This is a genomic window from Cohnella suwonensis, assembly GCF_042655365.1.
Lineage (GTDB): Bacteria > Bacillota > Bacilli > Paenibacillales > Paenibacillaceae > Cohnella > Cohnella suwonensis.
In genome coordinates, this window is the sequence record NZ_JBHSMH010000033.1 from 1 (window position 1) to 21,427 (window position 21,427).

Annotated in this window: 17 protein-coding genes; 14 read left to right on the forward strand and 3 right to left on the reverse strand. The window is 58.1% G+C overall.

Features of this window, described 5'->3' with window-relative positions:
• Positions 1-454: 454 nt before the first annotated feature.
• The 3 genes from ACFPPD_RS11550 to ACFPPD_RS11560 all read left to right on the forward strand — a co-directional run bounded on the left by ACFPPD_RS11550 (position 455) and on the right by ACFPPD_RS11560 (position 7,227).
• Positions 455-1,705 carry an MDR family MFS transporter gene (locus ACFPPD_RS11550; RefSeq protein ID WP_378082285.1) on the forward strand — a complete coding sequence of 417 codons (1,251 nt, stop codon included), beginning with the start codon at positions 455-457 and terminating at the stop codon, positions 1,703-1,705.
• 584 nt (positions 1,706-2,289) lie between these two features.
• Entirely contained in the window at positions 2,290-4,737 is a 2,448-nt protein-coding gene (locus tag ACFPPD_RS11555; protein WP_209750766.1) for a phosphodiester glycosidase family protein, read from the forward strand.
• A gap of 384 nt (positions 4,738-5,121) precedes the next feature.
• On the forward strand, positions 5,122-7,227 hold the full coding sequence (locus ACFPPD_RS11560) for a glycosyltransferase family 39 protein (protein ID WP_209750768.1): 2,106 nt from the start codon (positions 5,122-5,124) through the stop codon (positions 7,225-7,227).
• Between the two features lie 283 nt (positions 7,228-7,510).
• Here ACFPPD_RS11560 and ACFPPD_RS11565 read toward each other — a convergent pair whose 3' ends face one another.
• Positions 7,511-8,866: an MFS transporter gene (locus ACFPPD_RS11565; RefSeq protein ID WP_209750769.1), complete on the reverse strand. Its 1,356-nt coding sequence runs from the start codon at positions 8,864-8,866 to the stop codon at positions 7,511-7,513.
• Positions 8,867-9,179: 313 nt separating this feature from the next.
• Here ACFPPD_RS11565 and ACFPPD_RS11570 point away from each other — a divergent pair, with 313 nt between their 5' ends.
• Positions 9,180-9,842, forward strand: a complete 663-nt coding sequence (locus tag ACFPPD_RS11570) for a hypothetical protein (RefSeq protein WP_209750771.1) — start codon at positions 9,180-9,182, stop codon at positions 9,840-9,842.
• 50 nt (positions 9,843-9,892) lie between these two features.
• Here the strand turns inward: ACFPPD_RS11570 and ACFPPD_RS11575 are convergent, their stop codons facing one another.
• Entirely contained in the window at positions 9,893-10,729 is an 837-nt protein-coding gene (locus ACFPPD_RS11575) for a sugar phosphate isomerase/epimerase family protein (protein ID WP_209750773.1), read from the reverse strand.
• Positions 10,730-10,732: 3 nt separating this feature from the next.
• On the reverse strand, positions 10,733-11,536 hold the full coding sequence (locus tag ACFPPD_RS11580; RefSeq protein ID WP_209750774.1) for a PPK2 family polyphosphate kinase: 804 nt from the start codon (positions 11,534-11,536) through the stop codon (positions 10,733-10,735).
• A gap of 178 nt (positions 11,537-11,714) precedes the next feature.
• Here ACFPPD_RS11580 and ACFPPD_RS11585 point away from each other — a divergent pair, with 178 nt between their 5' ends.
• The 10 genes from ACFPPD_RS11585 to ACFPPD_RS11630 all read left to right on the forward strand — a co-directional run bounded on the left by ACFPPD_RS11585 (position 11,715) and on the right by ACFPPD_RS11630 (position 21,415).
• Positions 11,715-12,653, forward strand: coding sequence for a TRM11 family SAM-dependent methyltransferase (locus ACFPPD_RS11585; RefSeq protein WP_209750776.1), 939 nt, complete (start codon positions 11,715-11,717; stop codon positions 12,651-12,653).
• 191 nt (positions 12,654-12,844) lie between these two features.
• Positions 12,845-14,239, forward strand: a complete 1,395-nt coding sequence (gene thrC, locus ACFPPD_RS11590) for a threonine synthase (RefSeq protein ID WP_209750778.1) — start codon at positions 12,845-12,847, stop codon at positions 14,237-14,239.
• A 222-nt stretch (positions 14,240-14,461) separates the two neighbouring features.
• A complete protein-coding gene (locus ACFPPD_RS11595) occupies positions 14,462-15,343 on the forward strand; it encodes an ROK family protein (protein WP_378082291.1) in 882 nt (293 codons plus the stop codon).
• Positions 15,344-15,516: 173 nt separating this feature from the next.
• Positions 15,517-16,584 carry a cation diffusion facilitator family transporter gene (locus ACFPPD_RS11600; RefSeq protein WP_209750780.1) on the forward strand — a complete coding sequence of 356 codons (1,068 nt, stop codon included), beginning with the start codon at positions 15,517-15,519 and terminating at the stop codon, positions 16,582-16,584.
• Positions 16,585-16,833: 249 nt separating this feature from the next.
• The gene (locus ACFPPD_RS11605; protein ID WP_209750782.1) at positions 16,834-17,310 is read left to right on the forward strand and encodes a C40 family peptidase; all 477 of its coding nucleotides are present in this window, start codon (positions 16,834-16,836) and stop codon (positions 17,308-17,310) included.
• A gap of 306 nt (positions 17,311-17,616) precedes the next feature.
• Entirely contained in the window at positions 17,617-18,201 is a 585-nt protein-coding gene (locus ACFPPD_RS11610) for a TerD family protein (protein WP_209750784.1), read from the forward strand.
• Between the two features lie 48 nt (positions 18,202-18,249).
• Entirely contained in the window at positions 18,250-18,825 is a 576-nt protein-coding gene (locus ACFPPD_RS11615; protein ID WP_209750786.1) for a TerD family protein, read from the forward strand.
• Positions 18,826-19,078: 253 nt separating this feature from the next.
• Positions 19,079-19,654 (forward strand): TerD family protein, encoded by a 576-nt coding sequence (locus tag ACFPPD_RS11620; RefSeq protein ID WP_209750788.1) that lies wholly within the window; start codon positions 19,079-19,081, stop codon positions 19,652-19,654.
• A 50-nt stretch (positions 19,655-19,704) separates the two neighbouring features.
• Positions 19,705-20,286, forward strand: a complete 582-nt coding sequence (locus tag ACFPPD_RS11625) for a TerD family protein (RefSeq protein WP_209750790.1) — start codon at positions 19,705-19,707, stop codon at positions 20,284-20,286.
• A 379-nt stretch (positions 20,287-20,665) separates the two neighbouring features.
• Positions 20,666-21,415: a TerC family protein gene (locus ACFPPD_RS11630; protein WP_378082298.1), complete on the forward strand. Its 750-nt coding sequence runs from the start codon at positions 20,666-20,668 to the stop codon at positions 21,413-21,415.
• The last annotated feature ends 12 nt before the right edge of the window (positions 21,416-21,427 follow it).

A 21,427-nucleotide genomic window follows, 5' to 3' on the forward strand; every position in this document is an offset into this window, starting at 1 on the left:
AAACCCGCACGTACGGATCTGTGAGGGGTAGGGGGCGCAATCCATGATAGGAGAGGCCCCGCCTACTCGACCATTTCGCGGAAAAGATGTAGGGGAAGTTGAGCTGCTCCAATTCTCCTCCTGATCGGAAGGGATAAAGATACATTTCGCGAACAGCCGCAGGCAGGAACTGGGATGTCGGACCGGTCGACCCCGAGAATTACAAGGGTCATGGGTATGATTGTTTCATTATGGAAATCCGCCCAAAGTATAGGACCGGAGGCAAAGCCTCCGGATTTTCTTATACGGAGACCTTATTCGGTTCCGGGACATCCCGAACAGGAATTCGCTAAATAATCGCTGGCAATCCGGTAGGGATGCAGGTAAGATAGGGAATATAATCATCGCTATTTATGAAACCTAGTTTTACATAATGAAACTAAGGGAAAGCGGTAAGGGATGGGGGCGTCGCAGCATGAAAAACAGCAAATGGTTCAATCGTCTTCGTATGTTCGGCCGCGCCTATCACCCGATCGTGCATTCCTTGCTCGTTGGAACGATATTGGCGCGTCTCGCTTCGTCCATGAGTTTGCCTTTCCTGGCGATTTACTTGGCGAAGCATACCGATCTGAGCGCGATCATGATCGGCGTCATCATCGGCGCGGGCTCGCTCGCCGGCACGGCGGGCGGATTCGTCGGCGGCGCGTTGTCGGACTTGTTCGGACGGCGGAAAATATTGCTCGGAGCGCTGTTCGGTTGGGCCGTCGTCTTCTTCGGCTTCGCGATGGCGGAGAGCGCGATCGTCTTTTTCCTGTTAAGCCTGCTGAACGGTCTGTGCCGCTCGTTCTACGAGCCGGTGTCGCAGGCGCTCATGGCCGACCTGACGCCGAAGGAAACCCGGTTCAAGGTGTTCTCGCTTCGTTACTTGGCGATTAACGTCGGCGTCGCGGTGGGACCGCTGCTCGGCGCGCTGTTCGCGGCGATGGACAGCTCGCTGCCGTTCTTCATCACCGGATGCATCTACTTGGTGTACGCCGTCACCTTGTACATGCTGTTGAACCGGTTCGGCATCCGGCGCATCGAAGGGGAGCAAAAGGGAGGCCAGACGTTCCGGTCCGTCTGGAACGTCGTCCGCGGGGATCTCGTGCTCCGCTATTACTTGCTCGGAGGCATCGTGACCGCGATCGGCTACTCCCAGATGACGGTCACGTTGTCCCAATACGTCGGCGGGAAATTCGCGGACGGGGTCGCGCTGTTCGCCGTCATGATGAGCGTCAACGCGGTCACCGTCGTCGCCTTGCAGGTTCCGTTCACGAAGTGGGCGGACAAGTACTCCCCGATCACGGTGCTGACCGTCGGGGTTTCTTTCTACGCGCTCGGCAACGTCGGGTTCGCCTTTTCGAACGGTTGGATCCTATTCATCGGCTCGATGATCGTATTCACTTTCGGAGAGATGCTGACGTACCCAGCGGGCAACATCCTCACCGACCGGATCGCTCCGGAAGGGATGCGGGGCGCTTATTACGGCGCCCAGTCGTTCAGCAACCTGGGACATTTCCTCGGGCCGTGGATCGGCGGTTTGCTACTCAGCAACTACAACGGAACGGTGCTGTTCCTCGTCATGGCGGCCGTCGCCATGTTCGCTATCGTGTTCTACAGGGCCGGGGAGACGCTGATCTCCTCCGGCAGGATCGCCAGCGGCAAACCGGAGCGGCATTCGGCTTAAGCGGTCGTGCGGGAAGCATTGGTAAAGCATTGGTAGAAGCATGGTGGAACGCGTTTGAAGAAGCATGGTGGAACACCCTCGTCTATGGCGGGGGTGTTTTGTCAATGGCGTCAAAGCAGGGCTTCGCCGCGTTTCCCGAAGGTCGCTGTGGACGCTAAAGCGCCTCCGTTCCAGTCAAACTGCAAAAGTGCAGGTTGATTCCTCCCAGGTCCGAAAACAACTCAACAACCTGCACTCACTACAGTTTGTTAAGGTGAAAAGGCGCTTTTTACGAGAAATTCAGCAAACAAACTGCATTTTTACAGGTTGTCCACGGAATTGTTGAAGAACGAGCTTAACGGCCTGCACTTTTGCAGTTTGTTCAGTGCATCGGAGCAGAAACGGCAGATGGGGGGACGATTCACGCAACCATAGATGCGGACATTCTCGACAGCCTGCCCCCTCGGCTAAGACCAGGGTGTTTAGCGTTTCGACTTCGCTAATTACCGTTCGCCGTCTGAATTAATACTGTAGAAGATGTACTCCGTTGCCGATATATGGAAGTGACGCAAGGCGTACATACAGATGGATAGGGGGATATCGGCATGATTCAAAGTAACAACGAAGGTGGCGCGCGTTTTGAGAAGAAACATCGAAATCGGAGCGCGAGATGGCTTGCTGTCCTGCTGACGGTCGCCGTCGGGTGGGGAACTGTCGGGAGCGACGAGATTCGACTTGGAAGTTCGGTCGCGAATGCGGAGTCGGCGCCGACGTCGACGGACAAGACGGAAGCCGAATATTGGCGGTTCACCGCCGGAGGCGAGCTGTACGCGCCGCTCGCGCTGCCCGGCGGCAAGCTGTTCGGCGTCACGTCGAACGGGCTGATCGCCTTGCTGGACGGCAACGGGAATCCGATCGTCCAGAAGAACGTCTATACGGATTTATCCGCCCCGGCGCTCGGCGCGGACGGACATATTTGGTTCGCGGGCAAGGGCGCGAGATTGTATAAATACGAGACCGACGGCACGGGCATACAGGCCGGCATCTTTTATTTCAACGGCAAAACGGAGAAGAGCCAATCTTCGGCCGTCGTGACCGATGCCGGCGGCGTTCCTTATTTCGCATACGAGAACGCCGTGTTGTCGATGGCGGGCAACGAGAAGGCGAAGCCCGCCGTGCTTCCGGCCGGGACGACGGTAACCGGCATCGCCGCGGCGAAAGACGGCGCGTACGCGCTCGCGAGCAACGGCACGCTGTACGCGGTCAGAGGCGGCGCCGTCGCCTGGCAGGCGCAGCTCCCCGAAGCGCTGCGCGCCGCAAGCCTCGCGTCGGCCGCCGACGGCGCCGCCGTGCTCCTCGCGGACGGCGCGATCGCCGCGTACGAACCGGACGGCCGCGTCCGGTTCAACGCCGCCATCGCCTCCGCCCCCGCGGGCGGCTGGACATCCCCGGCCGTCATCGGCGGGGATGCGCAAGCGCAAACCGTCGTTGCCGCCGAACGGGCCGGCAACGTCATTGCTGCGTTCCGCCTATCGGACGGAACGCAGCAATGGCGCGCTAGCGCGCCCGCCGCGGGCGGCTTCGCTACCGCGGCGCTCGCGCCGGACGCCGCCGCCGGCCACGTGCTGGCCGGCGCCGAGTCCGGCGCGGTGTACGCCATCGACGCCGGGACCGGCGCGATCGCGTACGCGTACGGCGGAGACGCCGCGGTTCCCGCGAGCGGCGTTGCGCCGATGGGAGGCGGACGGATCGCGTACGCGTCCGCCGGCAAGCTGATCGCCGCGGGGCCGTATCGGCCCGTGGCGGTCGCTTACGCGACAGCGTCGATCGAGCTGTCGCTGGACAAGCGGCTCCTGCTGACGGACAAGCTGAAGCTGTCCGTTCCCGTCGCCGTCGGTTACCGCTCGGACAACGCGGCGGTCGTCCGCGTCAACGAAATCGGCGTGGTATCGCCGTTGAAGGTCGGCCAAGCGAACTTAACCGTCGAAGTCGAGGAGGCCGGGTACAAAGGCCGACTCGTCATTCCGGTGACGGTGAAACCGTCGGCGTACTCGTTGAAGGCGAAGCAAGAAACGAAGAAAGTCGCCATAAGTGGCGGCAAAACGTTCTCCGTGACTACGGTTTCCTTGCCGAAGGGGATGCCGGTGACGGCCGCGCTCGCTTCGCGCAAAGTCGGCGTCACGCAAGATTTCTCGGCCATCGCCAAAGCGTATAACGCAGAGAACGCCATCAACGGCACGTACTTCGAAGCGTACGGCGGCATACCGGAGCCTTACGGCTCGCTCATCGTCGACGGCAAAGTCGAGTTCATTGGCAATACGGGCACGACGGTAGGTTTCACTTGGGACGGACAGACGCTCATCGATACGCTGCGCGTTCGAATACTGGGCAGCACCGACGGCTTGACCGACTGGGAGCACAACTGGTACGTCTACTTCGTTAACCGCACGCCGACGCCGGGCATCTCCTCGGCGGTCATGTTCACGCCGGCGCGCGGCGCCAAAATCGGCTTCGCCTACGGCTCGTACGTCGTCGTCCGCAAAGGCGTCGTTACGAAGGTCGGCAAGAACGAGAACGCCGCCATTCCGGCCGACGGCTACGTGCTCGTCTTCGCCGGCTCGGAAGAGAAGCTGGCGCAGCGTTTCAAGGTCGGCACGGAGGTCGGTTACCGTACGGAGACGGTCGACTTGGGCGGCAAACCGATTCCGTGGTCCCGCGTCCATACGGCGGTCGGCGCCGGCCCTCGCCTCGTCAAGGACGGCAAGCTTTCGGTCAATCCGGCGGCGGAAGGCTTCACGAGCCCGAAAATATTGACGAACGCGGCGATGCGAAGCGGCATTCTCGTGAAGAAGGACGGCTCGGTCGTCATCGCGACCGTGTCCGGCGCCACGATCAAGCAGTGGGCGGAAATCATGCTGAAGCTCGGCGCGCACCAGGCGATGAACTTGGACGGCGGCGCTTCCTCCGGGTTGTTCTCCCAAGGCAAGACGATCGTGCCCGCGGGCAGGCTGATCAGCAACGCGCTCGTCTTCGGCTCGAATCTGAAGTGGTAATTCGAGTCGCCGCATAACGTCAATTCTACGAAATCGGCTTTCCTCTTCGGAGGAAGCCGGTTTATTTTTAACGATTCAGAATGTATAAGTTTCACGCTTATCCATTTCTGAATCGTCTCCGCAAAGCTTCTTCAGCGCCCAGAGGACGCCGAAGGCGTTTTTGCTTGGTCGTTAAAGATTCATGTCATTAACTCGATCGAAACACCGTCAAACTCCGACTTCTCCCCTTCCTCCACGCCAATCCGCAAGCCGCCCCACTTCTCCCCGCGGCGTTCAGCTTTCATTCAGCTCAATTTCATGTTTCTTTCAGGTCCATGCCGCACAATGGAGGACGGATAGATAGGCGATGGACGGACACGGGCAAGCGAAGGAGAGACGGAACGCATGAACGAAACGAAAGGGAAGCGGGCGCCTCGACTAGACTACGCGCTCGCGCTGACGATGGTTTTGTCGGCGGTGCTGCACGGCTACGGCATCTGGACGGACCGATATGCGAATACCTACTATACGACGGCGGTCGGAAGCATGCTGCAGAGCTGGCACAACTTCTTTTTCGTAGCGCTCGATTCGGCGGGCTCGGTAACGGTCGACAAGCCGCCTCTCACGTTCTGGATTCAAGCGCTCAGCGCCAAAATCTTCGGCCTGCGCGGCTGGAGCGTCATACTCCCGCAAGCGCTATGCGGCGTGTTATCCGTGTGGCTGCTTTATAAGCTCGTGAAGCCGATGTTCGGCACGACGGCGGCGCGCGTCTCGGCGCTGGCGATGGCGACGATGCCCGTGGCGGTGGCGGTCGGGCGAACGAATAACATCGATGGCATGCTCGTGTTCGCGTTGCTGTCGGGAACGTGGTTGCTGTTCAAGGGAATCCGCTCGGGCAAAGCCGGTTGGATCGTCGGCGCGTTCGCGGTCGTCGGTCTGGCTTTTAATATGAAAATGCTGCAGGCGTACATGATACTGCCGGCATTCTATTTGTTATTCTTGATCTCATACAAGGCAACATGGCGGAAAAAGTCGACCGTCGCCGCGGTAGCGACGGCGACGCTGCTCGTCGCGTCGTTGTCGTGGGCGCTTATCGTCGATGCGGTTCCGAAGAGCGAACGCCCCTATATCGGGAGCAGCACGGGCAATTCCGTCTTGGAGCTTGCGTTCGGGTATAACGGCGTTTCCCGGTTGACGGGAGATCGGAATCCCGGAGGCTCGGGAGGCGGCGTAGGTTTCGGAGGCGGGCGCGGCATCGGTCCCGGAGGATTCGAGCGCGCAGGTCAGGGCGAACGCGCGGGCCAGGCCGATGGCACCGATCCTTCCGATCAAGTCGGCGCGCGCAACGAACCGTCGTTCCAAGGCGGCGTGAACGGATTGCCGGGCGCGGCGGCAATGGGAGGCTTCGGAGCAAACGGCGACTTCGGAGGAGGCTCCGGCGGCATGTTCGGCACCGGGGAGGAAGGCCCGCTGCGATTGTTCCAGTCCGAGCTGTCCGGCCAAGCGAGCTGGCTCGTGCCGTTCGCGGCGCTTGGCGCGATCGCGTTGCTATGGGGGCTGTCGTTCCGCCAGCTAACAGCCAAGCAAGAGGAAACGATTTTCTGGCTCGCGTGGCTCGTGCCGGTCATGGGATTTTTCAGCGTCGCTGGATTTTTCCATCCGTATTACCTCATCATGATGGGGCCTCCGATCGCCGCGCTCGTCGGCGGAGGTTGGTCGGAGCTGCGCCGGCTGTTCCGGGAATCGGCGGGTTGGAGGTCGGCGTTGTTGCCGGTCGCGATCGCCGCGACGACTTCGTTCGCCTGGATCGTCATTCAACCGAACGACGACCGGATCGGGCACGGCTGGTCGATCGTCGTTCTGTTCGGCGGCTTGCTCGTCGGATTGATTCTGGCGATCAGCCAGTGGAGCAAGCAAGCTTGGGCGCGCCGGGCGGCTTGGTTCGGCCTCGTTCTTATGCTGGCCGGTCCGCTGTATTGGTCGCTTACTCCTATCGTTTACGGGCAGAACAGCATGCTTCCGCAAGCCGGGTTTTCTTCGGAAGGAAGAGGCCAAGGCGCGATAGGGGGAGGCTCCGGACAGCCGGGAGGAGGGCAAGGCGGCGCGAACGTATCGCTGCTGTCGTATTTGCGGACGCATAACACGGGCGAGACGTACTTGTTCGCGGCGCAGAATTACGGCACGGCGGCACCTTACATTATCGACGAACGCGAGAAAGTCGTCACGTTGAACGGTTTCTCCGGAGGGGACCGGCCGTACTCGGCGGAGACGCTCCGAGCGCTCGTCGCTTCGGGCAAGGTGAAGTACTTCCTTATCGGCGAAGGGATGGGCGGTCCCGGCGGAGGACAGCGCGGAAGCTCGGAGCTGACGGCATGGATCCAAGAGAACGGGACGGAAATTCCATCGTCGGAGTGGGGCGAATCCGCATCCGCGAACGGGAACGCCGGAGGAAGAGGCGGCTTCGGCTTCGGCAACGCGATGAAGCTTTACGAGGTGTCGGCTGGGCGCTAAGGCGAAACCGAACAGCACTTATGAACCGTCGCTCTTCTACGGCTGTAGTCAGACGAAACCAATTTAGGCTAACTATCCGTCGCTCTTCTGCGACTGTAGTCAGCCGAATCCGAATTGCGCTAACCATCCGTCTTCTTCGGTGACTATAGTTAGGCGAAACCAATTTACGCTAACGCCCCGTGCTCTTGTGTTACTGTCGCTTTTTCCCCATCTCCCAAACTAAAAAACGCCCCAACGACGCCTTCCGGCGAATCGTTGGGGCGTTTTCTCATCCTAGCTGCAATTATGCCTGAAGGTCCGAAGCGACGAACAACAGCCGCTTGTTCAAGAAGGCGACAATGGCGCAGCAGGCGTAGAGGACGGCGGAGACCGTCAGCGCGGATTGCACGCCGAGCCAGTCTGTCAGGCCGGCCATGAGCAGCGCCGAGATGCCGAACGTCGCGTAGGCGAGCGTTCCTTTGGCCGCGAACGCTTGAGGCAGCAAGCCAGGCTCGACCGACCGCTGGAACAGCGTCCGTTGCGCGATGTCGCGCAGCTGGAACGCGGGTCCCATCAGGAAGTTTAGCAATAGCGCGGCGATCGGCAAGTGGATCCAAGCAAAGCTGAACGTCAAAGCGCTGAAGCCGATCGAACCGTATAGAATCGTATGGCCGAGCCTGCGATCGACCCAACGGGATAGCGCGATGCCGAACAAACCGCCGACGAACGCGCCGAGAAGGTAGCTGGCATTGATGTACCCCCACCAGTCCTCTCCCCGGTGGAGAAGCTCTTTGACGTAGACGAGCATGACGCCCCCGACGAAAATGCCTCCCGCCAAGCCTTCGAACAGCTCGAGCATGGAGACGACCCGCAAGGCGGGGATGCGCCAAAGAACGAGCCAGCCTTCCTGCAGCTTTTGTCGGACGGATTTCGGCTTCTCCGCCGGAACCGCATCGCCCGCGACTTCCCCGAACTTTCGTTCCGCGCCCACTTCGAGCTTCCGCTCCGCATCGTCCCTGAGCTTTCGCTCCGAATCGTCACCGTGCTTCAACTCCGCTTTGTCCCCAAGCGTTCCTTCCGCGGAGACGACTTCGGCCCTCTCGCGAATGAAAGCCATGGCGACGGTCGCGATCGCGAACAACGCGAAAGTCGTCCACATGACGTTCCGCGCGCCGATGGCGACGAGCAGCGTCGCGCCGAGCGCCCAACCGGCAAGCCGCACGGATTGTTCGATCATGGAGAGCAGGCTGTTCGCTTTCAGCAGCCGATGTTCGTCGACGAGCCTCGGCACGATGGCGTTCTTGGCGGGCAGAATCCAAGCTTCCAGCCAAGAGAGCAGCAGCACGAAAGCGAGAACGACCGGCGGCGCGATCGAGTCGGACGAGGCAACCATAACCAAAGTCAACGAAAGCAAGAGCGCGGTTTGGAAAGCTTGCGCGTACACGAGAAGTTTTCTGAGCGGGAATTTTTCTATCGCGAGCGGAGCGAGAAAACCGCTGACGAGATTGGCGACGCAGCGAAGGAACGGAATCATGGCGGTATAGGCCGCGGAGAAGGTCGCGTCGTATAGTAAAGTAATCAAAGCGACGATATAGAGCGTGTCGCCCAAGGCGGATAGCGATTGCCCCGTCCAGAGCAATCGGAAAGCGTATTTAGGCATGGCGAATAACCCCCTTGTTTCGTGGCGTCGACGTTCGATCGGATGATTTTCATGTTGCGGGGGGCGGGTTATTCGCGGTTTTTACAACGGGATTCCTCTTTTCCGTATCGGGCTTCCATATAGTTGAAAGCTAACAGAAAAATCGACCCCCGTAAAGGGATGGTCGGGTCGGGGTCGCTTCGGAGGGCTGCAGTTGCTTGCGAGACAACTTATGCCGCCCATGGAAAAGGTCTCCGTCGGAAAGAGGTGCAACAAAGCGTTTGCCGTTGCCGTTTAAGTAGTAATGATAAATCGAACCGGAGGGTCAATGAACATGAAAAAGATAACGATAGCCTGCGCGCTGCTTGCCGTCTTGCTAGCCGGTTGCGGCGAACGCAACGCCTCTCAAGAGCAAATCGCCGGAAATAGTCCTTCCGCGTCCGCTGCTCCCGAAGAGGAGCTCGCGCCGATGCCGGATGGCGGTCTCGATCCCGTCATGGAGAAACTGAAAGAGCGCGCTAACGAGTTGGCGAAGAAACAGGACATGGCCATACTATGGTACGGCGCGGGGGCGGGCGAGATGATCGAGATGAACGTCCGGAGCTATGGAGATATCGAGCATAAGCTAACGGACAAGGAGCTCGACGCGTTTATGATAAGCCTGTTCGAATGGAACGGCGAGCCTTTTCCGATTAAGATGACCGTCAGCGAATGCTGCGGAGATGAACTGGGCCCGCTTGGCGTCGTGACCGAGATCGACATGGAAAGAAACCGGATCCTCGTCGTGAGCGCCACGGAGAAGAACGGCAATACGGAAGATCCGGCCGCCGTATGGATCGGATTGACGGACGACGCGAAAGTGTACGTGGACGGCAAACCCGCCCCGCGCGAATTCGACGAGTCTCTCATCGGGAAGGAAGCCCGGGCATGGACGACAGGTATCGTAGAACAGTCATATCCAAGCCAGGTCACCGGCATCAAAGTGATGATCGGTTAGTCGATCATACCGTCCTTGGAAGAAGCGGTCGTTACTCGCCGCTCAAGCCTTTACAAATAATCCTCCACGATCCGCCGAACGCGTTCCAGCCCTTCCCACATGTTTCCGGGACCGTCGTAGACGAGCACGTACGAGCCTTCGTATCCCGAGTCGCGGACCGCGTCTAGACAGAGACGGAATTCGGCTTCGTCCGGCATGCCGTTTCCGTCGAAGATCGCTTTGGCGTGCACCGACAAGCTATAGGGCAGCGTCATGGCGAGTTCCTCGTATTTGCTCGGACCGGAGAAATTGCCGAAGTCGGTAATCATGCGCAGAGGCCATCTTCCTGCTCTCGCGGCTTCGAGCAGCTTCAAGCAGTTCGTACCTTTGGACGTCAGCGGCTTAAAGTTTTCCGTGACGACTTTTACGCCGAGCGGCTCGGCATACGCGAACAACTTCGACAACGCAACTGCCGAACGGCCGATCGCGGCCTCGTCATCGGGAGACGCTTCCCCCGCGACGATCCGGATTTTGCGCGCGCCGCAGCGCGCGGCGACGTCGATCCATTCCCGGAACAGCCTCATGTCGGCCGATAAACGCGCCTCGTCCTCCGTCGTTAAGTCGCCGTAGTCGAGCAGCAGCGTATCGAACGAGATGCCGACATCGGAGAAGGCATCCCGCAATTCGATTAAATAATCCCCGTTCGTCGACGGAAAATGAAAATGGCAGATTTCGACGGCGCCGTATCCCCTTCGGGCGGCTTCGGCCGGCAGCTCCAACAACGTAAGTTCCTGAGGTTGATCTTGGATGTTCGTGCGATGCGCGCCGGCTTCCGAATCCCAAGCGGTCCAGCGAAGCGGGCCGAGCAGGCGGTGCAAGCTCCATGTGCTAACGGATAAATAAGACATCGTTCAGCCTTCTTTCCGCGGAAGAGGATCGATCGCGACCTGAGGGTACTCGAGCTTGAGCTTGTTCAGCGCGGACACGATGATTTTCAGCACGAGATAATCCCGGAACCAGCGGTTGTTCGCCGGCACGACGTGCCAAGGGTTCGTTTTCGTCCCCGTCGCTTTGAATGCCGCTTCGTAAGCTTTCATGTATTCGTCCCAGTAATGGCGCTCCTGCAGATCGCTCGGATCGAACTTCCATCGCTTCTCAGGATTTTCCATCCGTTCGTTGATCCTCTTCAATTGAAACTCGGGAGAGATATGAAGGAAGATTTTGACGAGCGTCGTGCCGTTGTCCGCGAGCATCTTCTCGAAATGTTGAATGTGCTTGAGGCGGCCGGCGGCCGTCTCTTTGTCGATCCGGCCGTGAACGCGGGTGATGAGCACGTCCTCGTAATACGATCGGTTGAACGACACGATGTAGCCTTTGGCGGGCGTCACTTTGTGGGCGCGCCATAAGAAATCGCGAGCCGCTTCGTCGCCCGTCGGCTGCTTGAAGCTCTCCGCGCGGAAGCCTTGCGGGTTCAGCCCGGCGAGCACCTTCTTGACGACGCCGTCCTTGCCGCTGCAGTCCATCCCCTGGAACAACACGAGAACGCCGTTCGTTTTCGAAGCGTACAGCCGCTCTTGAATGTCCTGCAGCTCTTCCTTCAGCTTGGCGAAGCTTTCCTCGATCTCGTCTTTGCCCGTAAAGCCCGCCGTGTCTTCGGGATCGTAGTCCTTCAAGGAAACTTTCTTCTTCTCGTCCAGACGATATGAATCCAGCATGCGCATCGCTCCCCGCTATCGGATGAAAGGCCGTTCTACTTCTTTCTATAGTAGACCAAGTTTCCAGCAATTGCTAACCCCGATTAAGGCGTAACTTTCCTGTATTTTGTCACGGCCGCGTGAACCCGTTACAATGGATGGAACGAGGAATGTCCGTGCAAAGGTGGCGCTTCATAAGATGTCTTTATACTATTACTTGACCGCGAGCAGCGAGGAAGAGAACGAGCTGCGCCGGATGGAAGCTAGGGCCCTGTTCGGGACGGAGGGAGGAGGCGGCGCGCTGCTGAGCGAGGCGAAGATCGATCCGAGCCGAAGTCCGTTCCTGAAGCTGAGGGTGGACGTTCGGTTCGAGGCGGCCGATCTGAGCGGAATCGCGGAACAAGCGGCGACGCTGGATCTTGCGGGAGCGACGTTCAAGGTGCTTGCGCTGGACAACGGGGCGACGGGAGAAGACGGAAAGTTCGATTACGGGGAAAAAAGGGCGATGGAGCGGGAGATCGGCGGACGGATGAGAGGGACGGCGGACATGCGCGAGCCGGATCGGATCTTCGGCTTCGCGCGGGCGGGCGGCAGGTGGCTGTTCGGCGAATGCGCCATGGGCGAAGCCGTCTGGCTTAGGCATAACGACAAACCGCGGAAGTACTCGACCGCCTTGAGCACGAGGGTCGCTAGAGCGGTCGCGAATATCGCGGTGCCGCGGCCGGAAGGCGTACGGGCGATCGATCCGTGCTGCGGCATCGGAACGGTGCTCGTGGAGGCGAGATCGATGGGCATCGACATCGTCGGACGGGAGATCAATCCGCTGGCGGCGACGGGAGCGCGGGAGAACCTGGCCTATTTCGGCTACGGCGATACGAAGGTGACGCTGGGGGACATGAGGGAAATCGAGGAAACGTACGACGTCGCGATCGTCGATCTGCCTTACAATTTGTGCTCCGTCTTGCCGGACGGGGAGAAGCTGGCGATGCTCCGGAGCGCCCGGCGATTCGCGCGACGGGTCGTTCTGGTTACGGTCGAAGACGTCGACCGATTCGTCGCCGGTGCGGGCTTCGCGATCGTAGACCGCTGCGGGGTCAGCAAGGGTAAGTTCGTCCGCACCGTTCTCGTTTGCGAATGAGCGGCATTTTAACGGATCGGAGAGACAGGGGTTAATCTCCCCTTTATCCCTCCGATCTCAACGCAAAGCTTCTTCGGCTTGCAATGGAAGCCGAAGACGTGTTTGCTTGGAGTAAAGGATTGAAATTCCGGTCCGTTTCGTCCACAATGGATGGAAAGAAAACTTAGCGAATGACGAGGAGAGAGACAACGATGAAATACATAAGCACGAGAGGGCGGGTCGCGCCGATCGGCTTTATCGATATGTTCCTGATGGGGCTCGGGGAAGACGGGGGCCTGATCGTTCCCGAGACGATTCCAACCGTGTCTCAGGAGCGGCTTGAAAGCTGGTCGGGGCTTAGCTTCCAACACCTTATGTTCGAGATCGTCTCCTTGTACGCGAACGGCGAAATTCCCGACGCCGACCTGAAGAAGCTCATTCAAGACAGCTACGCCGGCTTTACGAGCCCGGACGTGCTTCCGTTAACGACGTTAAACGACTCGTTAAGCGTCATGGAGCTGTTCCACGGCCCGACGTTCGCCTTCAAGGACGTCGCCCTTCAGCTGATGGGCAACCTGTACGCTTACGTGGCGAAGCAACGGAACGAGATCATCAACATTCTCGGCGCGACTTCGGGAGACACGGGCGCGTCGGCGATCAGCAGCGTCCGGGGCAAAGATGGCATCCGGATCTGCATTCTGCATCCGAACGGCAAAGTCAGCCGCGTGCAAGAGCTGCAAATGACGACGGTGCAGGACGATAACGTCCTGAATCTGTCGGTCAACGGCAACTTCGACGATTGCCAAGGGATTATCAAGGAATTGTTCGCGGATCTGCCGTTCAAGTCCAAGTACCACCTTCGGGCGATTAACTCCATTAACTTCGTGCGCATTCTGGCGCAGTCGGTGTATTATTTCTACGCCTACCTGCAACTGCCGAAGGAGAAGCGCGCGAACGGAGTCAGCTTCAGCATTCCGACCGGCAACTTCGGCAATATTTTCTCGGGCATGCTGGCGAAGAAGATGGGCGTTCCGATCAACCAGCTGCTCTTGGCGACGAACGAGAACAACATTCTCGAGCGCTTCATCCGCGAAGGCGTGTACAAGCCGGAAGGCTTCCGCATGACGCACAGCCCGTCGATGGACATTCAAGTGGCGAGCAATTTCGAGCGTTACTTGTATTATTTCCTCGGAGAAGACGCGGTCGAAGTATCCGCCCGCATGGAGCGATTCAAGTCCGAGGGACGGTTGACGTTCTTGCCGGAGGAAGTCGCCCGCATTCAACGCGATTTGTCCGCTTACGGCGTCGGCAACGACGAGTGCCTGCAGACGATTCGTTCTTATAAGGACGAATACGGCTATTTGCTGGATCCGCACTCCGCTTGCGGCATCGCGGCTTACGAGCGCGCGGGAGCGCCAGACGCGGGAACGTTCGTGTCGCTCGCGACGGCGCATCCGGCCAAGTTCGACGAAGCGATTCGCCTGCTCGGCATCGAGCAGCAGTTCCCGGAGCGGATCCAAGAGCTGTTCGACAAGCCGCAACGCCAGACCGTCGTCGACAACGCGAAAGTGGAAATCGCGAAGCAGCTGGAAAGCTTTTTCGTTTAATCTTTTAATTAGGTACATTCACAAAAATTAAATGTTCAAAAAGTTCGGTTTTCAGCACCGAGAAGGTTGGATGAAGCTAGGGAATGAGGATCGGAGCGTAGGCAAACCTACGTGAGAACCGGAAGTCCCGTGCAGCATTCAAGATTCGACGTCGAATAAGCTTCCTGATTGACTTCGTGATCATAATCGGACTTTTTGAACTACCACTCGGGGGGAATGGTTTTGTTGATCGGAGCAGTGGAGGCCGGAGGCACGAAGTTCGTGTGCGGCATCGGCAATGAGAAGGGCGAGGTGCTCGACCGGGTAAGCTTCCCTACGGAGCAACCGGAGAAGACGCTCGCGCAAGTGATCGACTATTTTAAGGACAAGCCTATCGAAGCGCTCGGCATCGGTTCCTTCGGACCGATCGACATCGATCGGGCGAGCCCGACTTACGGCAGCGTCACGACGACGCCGAAGCCGGGCTGGGCGAACTACCCGGTGCTGCCGGAGCTGCGCAAGGCGATCGGCGTGCCGATCGGCTGGGACACGGACGTGAACGCGGCGGCGCTCGGCGAAGCGACTTGGGGCGCGGCGCGAGGCCTCGATAGCTGCATGTATTATACGATCGGCACGGGCGTCGGCGTCGGCGTCTTCGCCGAAGGCAAACTCGTGCACGGCATGGTTCACCCGGAAGGCGGACACGTGCTGACGCGTCGCCATCCGGAAGATACGTACGGGGGCAAGTGCCCGTATCACGGCGATTGCCTGGAAGGCATGGCAGCCGGTCCGGCGATCGAAGCCCGTTGGGGGGTCAAAGGCCACGAACTCGCCGCCGATCACCCGGCTTGGGAGATGGAAGCCTTCTACATCGGGCAAGCGATCTCGAGCGCGGTGCTGTTGTTGTCCCCGAAGAGGATCATCCTCGGCGGCGGCGTCATGCATCAGATGCACCTGTTTCCGCTCGTCCGCGAGCAGGTGCGGAACAACTTGAAAGGCTACGTCGTCGCGGCTTCGTTGGAAAGCGGCATCGACGAATACATCGTTCCGCCGGGCCTCGGCGACAACGCCGGCCTGTGCGGCTCGATCGCGCTCGGCCTGCAAGCGCTTCGCGAAGCGCGTTAAGCAGCAGTTAGACCTCGGCGTTTCGAGCCGAGGTCTTTTTATATGCCGACAGACGCTAACCGCGTTCGTGAATAAGGCATAAGATGGGAATGTTATTGACAGTCTACCGCTTTGTCATGGATACTATATATGAGCAAGTATTCATATGTTATTGTTAAAGCGAGGAAACCAACATGAGCGATCCGCGTTCTCACGAGCATCGTCCCGACGATCATAGCTCTTCATGCAATCATGATCACGATCAAGGCCATGCGCACGAGGCCTCCGCCGGCAAGTCTCGTCGCCGGCAAGGCGGACATTCGCATACGCACGGCCACGGCCATCACCATCACGGCCATGGCGGCCATAGCCACCATCATTACGGCGACGCGCGCGAAGGGAACAAGCGCGGGCTGACGATCGCGCTGCTCATTACCGGCGCGATCCTGATTCTCGAATTCGCGGGCGGTCTGATCACGAACAGCTTGGCGTTGCTGTCCGATTCCGGCCATATGCTCAGCGACGCCAGCTCTCTCGCGCTTAGCCTCGTCGCGCTCTGGTTCACGACGAAGCCCGCCTCCCCCCGCAAGACGTTCGGCTTCCACCGCTTCGAAATTTTGGCCGCGCTCTTTAACGGAGCGACGCTGTTCGTCGTCGCCGGTTTTATTCTCTGGGAAGCGATCCGCAGGTTCTCCGCTCCGCCGGAAGTATCCAGCCTGTCCATGATTCTGATCGCTTGCGTCGGTCTGGTCGCCAACCTGATGAGCGCGTTCGCCCTTATGAGGCAAGGCGACGTGAAGAACAATATCAACTTGCGAAGCGCGTACCTGCATGTTCTCGGCGACGCGCTCGGTTCGGTCGGGGCGGTGGCGGCGGGCCTCATCATGCTCGTTACCGATTGGTACATCGCGGACCCGATCATCAGCGTATTCGTTTCCCTGTTGATCTTGCGTTCCGCGTGGGGCGTCATGACGCATACCGTTCACGTCCTCATGGAAGGAACGCCGTTCGGCGTCGATCAAGCCGAAGTGAAAGAGGCGCTCGTCGCCATCGAAGGCGTAACGGACATTCACGACCTGCATATTTGGACGATTACGTCGGGAATGGACGCGCTCAGCTGCCATCTTCTCGTCGAAGACGGCGCTCAAGCCCAACGCATTTTGCAGCAAGCGATAGGCTTGCTCGAGCAGTCATTCGGCATCGGCCACGCGACGATCCAGATCGAGACGGCGGATATCCGTCATCCGGTGCTTTCGGTATAGATAGAAGAAGCGCGTTTCCTCTTTACGGGGCAACGCGCTTGATTTTTTCACCCCGATAGCGGGTAGTAGGAAGATGAGAAGAATAATTAGCGTTTTCTCACGTTTTTCTAAGAAAGAGTCAAAAACGTTCTGGCGGCCGCGTTTGCTCTCTCCTTGGTAAAATATCGGGCAAATTCGTTATGTTATAGTAATCCCAACAGCAAGGTTGGACGAAAGAGGACAACTAGAACTGCTTGGAGGAATTATAATATGAAGAACCCTTTGACGATAAAACTATTACTGGCATTCGGCATCGCGGCAACGGGATTGTTCGGCTCGATGGCCGGACACGCGCCGAAGGCGAGCGCGGCGACGCAGCAATCGCTCGACCTGATCTCGTTCGGCAAGACGTTCCAAGGGACCCCGTACCAATACGGTGCGACGGCAGGCGTTACATACGCGTTCGATTGCTCCTCGTTCGTGCAATACATTTTCGGCAAGTTCGGCATCGACCTGCCGAGAACGTCGGTCTCCCAAGCGTATACGGGAGAAAAAATCGACAAGGCGTACTTAAGCGTCGGAGATCTCGTTTTCTTCCGAACGAACGGCTACAGCATCAGCCATGTGGCGATCTACGCGGGAGGCGGCAAAATCCTGCACTCGAGCAGCAGCCAAGGCGTCACCGTATCGAACATGAACACGAGCTATTGGAGCAACGCCTACGCATTCGCCCGTCGCGTCCTATAAGGTTTATCGGCATAAAACAAGGAGCAGCTCATCCGAGCTGCTCCTTTGCTGTCTTTAAGTATTCCGATTACTTGTCGAGCGCCGTCCGAAAGCTTTCTCGAGGTAGGTCCTGCAAATATTGGCTGATAGCTCTCTTTCCTTCAATTTAATTGGAAATTAAGGGGTGCTTGTATCGAAAGGCAGAAGAAATTAGATTATAATAAGGTTGTCGTCCGTTTTTTGAAACTTTGCGGACGACTGACCGTAAATGAAATAGCGTTAACGAAAATAATAATCATGGGACATGGAAGGGAGTTCTCACCCGAAATGACGATATCTCTCGTAAAAGGACAGAAAATCGATTTGACGAAAGGCAACGCCGGGCTCACGAAACTTGTCGTAGGCCTAGGTTGGAATCCCGTGGAGAAGAAGGGCTTCTTCGGCTCCAAGAAAGTCGACATCGACTGCGACGCTTCCGCGCTGCTGCTCGACGAGAACGGCAAGCTTCAAGGAAAGAACCTCGTGTGCTTCCATAACCTGAAAAGTCCGGAAGGCTCCGTCGTTCACTCCGGCGACAACCGGACGGGCGAAGGCGATGGCGACGACGAGCAAATTAACATCGATCTTCCGCGCGTACCCGCGAATATTCATAAAATCTTGATGGTCGTGAACATCTACGACTGCGTGAACCGCAAGCAAGACTTCGGCATGATCTCGACCGCGTACATTCGCGTGCTCAACCAATCGAACAACGAGGAATTGGTGCGCTTCAATCTGACGGACAGCTACGCCGGCAAAACGGCGTTGATCGTCGGAGAAATCTACCGCCATAACGGAGAATGGAAATTCAACGCGATCGGCGAAGGCGCTAACGCGCCTCACGTGGACTTGCTCGCCCGCACTTATCAGTAATAACGGCAAGCGCAACGACAATACAATGACGAGAAGAGGGATTTTCGAATGTCGATCAGTTTATCCAAAGGCCAGAAAATCGATCTCACCAAAACGAACCCGGGACTGACGAAAGTGCTCGTCGGCCTCGGCTGGGACACGAACAAGTATGACGGAGGCAAGTCGTTCGATTTGGATTCGTCCGTTTTCTGCTTGAACGCGGGCGGCAAAGCGCCATCCGAGAAAGACTTCATCTTCTACAACAACCTTCAGAACGCCAGCGGTTCGGTCGTTCATACGGGCGATAACCTGACGGGCGAAGGCGACGGCGACGACGAGCAAGTAAAAGTGAACCTGGCGACGGTACCGGCGGACATCGAGAAAATCGCATTCTGTATCACGATTCACGAAGCGGCGGATAGAGGGCAGAACTTCGGCCAAGTGACGAACGCGTTCGTGCGCATCGTCAGCGAAGATTCCGGCGCCGAGCTGATCCGTTACGACCTCGGCGAAGACTTCTCCGTCGAGACGGCGATCGTCGTCGGCGAGCTATACCGCCACGGCGGCGAATGGAAATTCAACGCGGTCGGCAGCGGGTATAAAGACGGACTCGCGGGCTTGTGCAAAGACTTCGGATTGATGTAAATTGTGAGTTCAAAAAGTTCGGTTTTCAGCACCGAGAAGGTTGAAAGAAGCTAGGGAATGAGGATCAGAGCGTAGGAGAACCTACGTGAGAACCGGAAGTCCCGGCTGAATTCAAGATTCGATGCCGAAACAGCTTCTCGAGTGGCTTCGTGATCAAAATCGGACTTTTTGAACATCTACTAAGCGATCGAGAGGGACCGCCGGATCGGCAAAGCCGCGGTTCCCTCTTTTTAATTGAAGGAGGCGCTGGAAAATGGCGGTTAATTTGTCCAAAGGGCAAAAGGTCGACTTGACCAAGACCAATCCCGGGCTCGTGAAAGTGAAAGTCGGACTCGGCTGGGACACGAACAAGTATGACGGAGGAAGCGCGTTCGACCTTGACGCGTCCGCGTTCTGCCTGAACGCGAACGGCAAAGTGAACTCCGAGCGCGACTTCATGTTCTATAACAACAAAAGCGGCGCGAACGGCGGCATCGTGTTGTCCGGCGATAACACGACAGGCGAAGGCGCGGGCGACGACGAGACGATGTCGATCGATTTGTCCCTGATTCCGGCGGACATTCATAAGATTGCCTTCTGCATTACGATTCACGATGCTTCGGCGCGCAGCCAGAACTTCGGCCAAGTGGCCAACGCTTACGCCCGCGTCTTCACGGAAAGCGGCGAAGAGCTGATCCGATACGACCTCGGCGAAGATTTCTCCATCGAGACGGCGGTCGTCGTGGCGGACTTGTACCGCCATAACGGCGAATGGAAGTTCAGCGCGGTCGGCGGCGGCTATCGCGACGGCCTGGGCGGCTTGTGCCGCGACTTCGGCGTTCAAGTGTAAAATAGAAGTTCAAAAAGTTCGGTTATCAGCACCGAGAAGGCGGAGTTCCGATGACGATCAGCTTATCCAAAGGCCAAAGAATCGACTTGACGAAGACGAACCCGAGCCTGAAGAACGCGATCCTCGGACTCGGGTGGGACACGAACAAATACTCGGGCGGGCAGGCGTTCGACTTGGACGCCTGCGCCTTCCTCCTGCACGAGAACGGCAAGGCGAACGGCATCGAGGATTTCGTGTTTTACAACAACCTGTCCGCATACGGCGGAGCGGTCGTCCATTCCGGAGATAACCGGGACGGGGAAGGCGACGGGGACGACGAGCGAATCAAGCTGAACTTCTCGAAAATTCCGCCCGGCATTCACCGGATCGGCATTACCGTTACGATCCACGAAGCGCAGCAACGCAACCAAAATTTCGGCCAAGTGTCGAACGCGTTCGTTCGTTTGTTGGACGAGCATACGAAAGCGGAAATTCTCCGCTTCGATCTCGGAGAGGACTTCTCGGTCGAGACGGCGGTCGTCGTGTGCGAGCTTTACCGGCACGGCGGGGAATGGAAGTTCCAGGCGGTCGGCTCGGGCTTCACGGGCGGATTGTCCGCATTGGCGCGCAATTACGGGCTCGACGCCCAATAAGGTTGCGACGGAATCGGAAGCTCGGGGCGATACGACGGTACGTACACCTCGATTGGAACAGGCGGAGGCTAGGGAGCCTCAGCATGGCCGCCTAGGGCATCGATCTCGATATCGGCTGCCTGTTCGAGTTGAAGGAGACGCGATTGTCGTCTTTCATTCGGAGGATTAGGAAGTATTAGTTTCGGCCGCTTATGCTCATCTGATCCCTACGCAAAGCTTCTCCGACGTCCGAAGGACGCCGAAGGCGTGTTTGCTCGGTTGCGGGAAAACAAAATAAATCGCTAGGTATTTTACCAGCTAGATTGGCAGGGGGAGCAATATGAACGAGTTTTTTCAAAGTTTCATAGATAACTTTTCGAGTTTCTTTAACTGGGAGCATATGTCTTCGTTGTTGGCGGAGCCGTCCACTTGGGGCATTATCGGCACGTTGGTCATTCTGGAGGGCTTGCTGTCCGCGGACAACGCGCTCGTGCTCGCGGTCATGGTTCGCCATCTTCCGAAGGACCAGCAGAAGAAAGCGTTGTTCTACGGCATTATCGGCGCCTATATATTCAGGTTCCTGGCCATCGGGATCGGCACTTATTTGGTTAAGATCACATGGATCAAAGTCGCGGGCGGTCTCTACTTGCTCTGGATCGCGTTAAGCAACCTGTTCCATCTCGAATTCGCTCTGGCGAAAGTCGGCGGCTTGAAGATGCTGCCTTACATTCGCCGCAAGGGCGGAGAAGAGGAAGAAGGGGAAGTCGAGAACAAGAGCTTCGGCTTCTGGCGTACCGTGATCGCTGTCGAAGCGATGGACATCGCGTTCAGCATCGATAGCGTGCTCGCGGCGTTCGGCGTCAGCGAAGAAGTGTGGGTTCTATTCCTCGGAGGCATTCTCGGCGTGCTCATGATGCGCGGCGTCGCCCAAGTGTTCCTGAAATTGATCGAGAAGTTCCCGGAACTGGAGAAAGCGGCGTTCATCCTGATCGTCGTCATCGGCGGCAAAATGATCGCGGGCGCGTTCCACTACGAGCTGCCGCACGTCGTGTTCTTCCCGGTCTTGATCGCGATCTTCGTCGGCACGATGATCTTCAGCGTTCTGAGAAGAAAGAACGCAGCTTCGCAAGACGTATCGAAATCCGCATGATCGTAGGCTAGC

Excerpts from the sequence above, each read along its gene's own strand:
- ACFPPD_RS11555 (WP_209750766.1), top strand. The coding sequence starts at position 2,290 with ATGATTCAAAGTAACAACGAAGGTGGCGCGCGTTTTGAGAAGAAACAT.
- ACFPPD_RS11550 (WP_378082285.1), top strand. The coding sequence starts at position 455 with ATGAAAAACAGCAAATGGTTCAATCGTCTTCGTATGTTCGGCCGCGCC.
- ACFPPD_RS11560 (WP_209750768.1), top strand. The coding sequence starts at position 5,122 with ATGAACGAAACGAAAGGGAAGCGGGCGCCTCGACTAGACTACGCGCTC.
- ACFPPD_RS11570 (WP_209750771.1), top strand. The coding sequence starts at position 9,180 with ATGAAAAAGATAACGATAGCCTGCGCGCTGCTTGCCGTCTTGCTAGCC.
- ACFPPD_RS11600 (WP_209750780.1), top strand. The coding sequence starts at position 15,517 with ATGAGCGATCCGCGTTCTCACGAGCATCGTCCCGACGATCATAGCTCT.
- ACFPPD_RS11620 (WP_209750788.1), top strand. The coding sequence starts at position 19,079 with ATGGCGGTTAATTTGTCCAAAGGGCAAAAGGTCGACTTGACCAAGACC.
- ACFPPD_RS11605 (WP_209750782.1), top strand. The coding sequence starts at position 16,834 with ATGAAGAACCCTTTGACGATAAAACTATTACTGGCATTCGGCATCGCG.
- ACFPPD_RS11585 (WP_209750776.1), top strand. The coding sequence starts at position 11,715 with ATGTCTTTATACTATTACTTGACCGCGAGCAGCGAGGAAGAGAACGAG.
- ACFPPD_RS11630 (WP_378082298.1), top strand. The coding sequence starts at position 20,666 with ATGTCTTCGTTGTTGGCGGAGCCGTCCACTTGGGGCATTATCGGCACG.
- ACFPPD_RS11610 (WP_209750784.1), top strand. The coding sequence starts at position 17,617 with ATGACGATATCTCTCGTAAAAGGACAGAAAATCGATTTGACGAAAGGC.
- ACFPPD_RS11625 (WP_209750790.1), top strand. The coding sequence starts at position 19,705 with ATGACGATCAGCTTATCCAAAGGCCAAAGAATCGACTTGACGAAGACG.
- ACFPPD_RS11575 (WP_209750773.1), bottom strand. The coding sequence starts at position 10,729 with ATGTCTTATTTATCCGTTAGCACATGGAGCTTGCACCGCCTGCTCGGC.
- ACFPPD_RS11615 (WP_209750786.1), top strand. The coding sequence starts at position 18,250 with ATGTCGATCAGTTTATCCAAAGGCCAGAAAATCGATCTCACCAAAACG.
- ACFPPD_RS11565 (WP_209750769.1), bottom strand. The coding sequence starts at position 8,866 with ATGCCTAAATACGCTTTCCGATTGCTCTGGACGGGGCAATCGCTATCC.
- thrC (WP_209750778.1), top strand. The coding sequence starts at position 12,845 with ATGAAATACATAAGCACGAGAGGGCGGGTCGCGCCGATCGGCTTTATC.
- ACFPPD_RS11580 (WP_209750774.1), bottom strand. The coding sequence starts at position 11,536 with ATGCTGGATTCATATCGTCTGGACGAGAAGAAGAAAGTTTCCTTGAAG.